Genomic DNA, 1,473 nt, shown 5'->3' on the forward strand with positions numbered 1-1,473 from the left:
CGGCTCTTCCTGATTCAGAGTGCGTCGAGGTGTTGTGCGAGGCCGCCGGAGTGGATGAGTGACCGCAAGATGTAGTGGTTGAGGTTGCGGAAGCCCAACGCGATCCCGCGGAGGTGTTCCAGGCGGCCGTTGATCGCTTCGACGGGTCCGTTGGAGGCGCCGGTGTCGAAGTAGGCCAAGATCTCGGCACGCCGCGCCCATAATGATCGGCCGAGTTGGGCCAACTCTGCCAGCCCGGACGGAACGCCGGTATGAATCCGTTTGAGCAGCTTGTACATCGCGATCTTGCCGTCACGCTTGTTCTCCTGGCCGTAGGCGTTGATCAGCTCTTGGTAGATCGCGTAGGTGACCGAGACGGCCACGTGCTCCTCGTGAGCCTCCAACCCGCTACGTAGCCGGGCCTTCTGCTTGTCTGTCAGCAACGCGATCCGGGTCAGCAGTGGTCGGCGGATACCGTAGAGCGGATCACCCGTGCGGCCGCGGTGCCCACACGTATCGTGTTGCACGCGTTGACGACACACTGTGAGCTTCTCGGCGGCCAGATGGACCACGTGGAACGGGTCCATCACCGCCCGCGCCTTATCCAATGCCTCGGCGGTCGCGGTGCGATACCCGGTGAATCCGTCCATGGTGACCACCCGGATCCGGTCCCGAAAGGAGTCATCGCGGGCATCGAGCCAGTCCTTCAACGCCGCTTTGGACCGGCCGCCCACCATATCCAGCAAGCGCGCCGACCCGGTCCCATCCACAATCGGTGTGAGGTCGACCAGCACGGTCACGAAACTCGAATCACCATTGCCGCGAACATGTTTCCACTTGTGCTCATCAACACCGAGAACCCTGACACCGTCGAGTCGGCCAGGCGCCGAAGCCACCGTACGCGCCGCCTGCAACGCGAGGGCATTCACGGTGTTCCAGCCCAACCCGACCGACGCGGCGACCGCAGAGACGCTCATCTTGTCCAGAATCATCCGCCGAAGAATCCACGCGATCGTGCGGCGCGTCACCGCCGCGCGCGGCGCGACGATCGCCGAGATGTCGGCGCGAAAGATGCCCTGACCACACGCGCCGTTCTCGCAGGCGTAGCGCGGCACCCTCAGATGCAACCGGGTCGGATGGCCCACGATCGGTAGATCTGCCACCTCACGATCGACATGATCACGCAACCGACCCGCCCGCTCGCACCTCGGGCAGCTACTCTTCGGGGCCAAGACCTCGCAGAACAGGTGTGTGCGATCCTCGCCGTCGAGAGCGGCATCGGTGATCGTCACCCCGAGTTCGATCGTGCGGCAAATCGTGTCGGCAATGGCGCTACGCTGCAACGAGGGTCCTGTCGGTGTGAGTGATGAGGTGTAGGGGCTTTCATCTTCACACCACAGGACCCGCCCGCATCCCCGGCTCGCCGCCGCCGAACCCGACCTACATCTTGTGCCCGGTAGAACCCGTTCTACGCACCGTCAATCAGGAAGAGCC

Annotated in this window: 1 protein-coding gene; it reads right to left on the reverse strand. The window is 63.9% G+C overall.

Translation table 11 applies throughout. The features are described 5' to 3' along the window. Window positions 1-14: 14 nt before the first annotated feature. Window positions 15-1,322, reverse strand: coding sequence for an ISL3 family transposase (locus GOALK_RS07970; protein WP_006358292.1), 1,308 nt, complete (start codon window positions 1,320-1,322; stop codon window positions 15-17). Window positions 1,323-1,473 lie beyond the last annotated feature (151 nt).

It is taken from the genome of Gordonia alkanivorans NBRC 16433 (assembly GCF_000225505.1).
Taxonomy (GTDB): domain Bacteria; phylum Actinomycetota; class Actinomycetes; order Mycobacteriales; family Mycobacteriaceae; genus Gordonia; species Gordonia alkanivorans.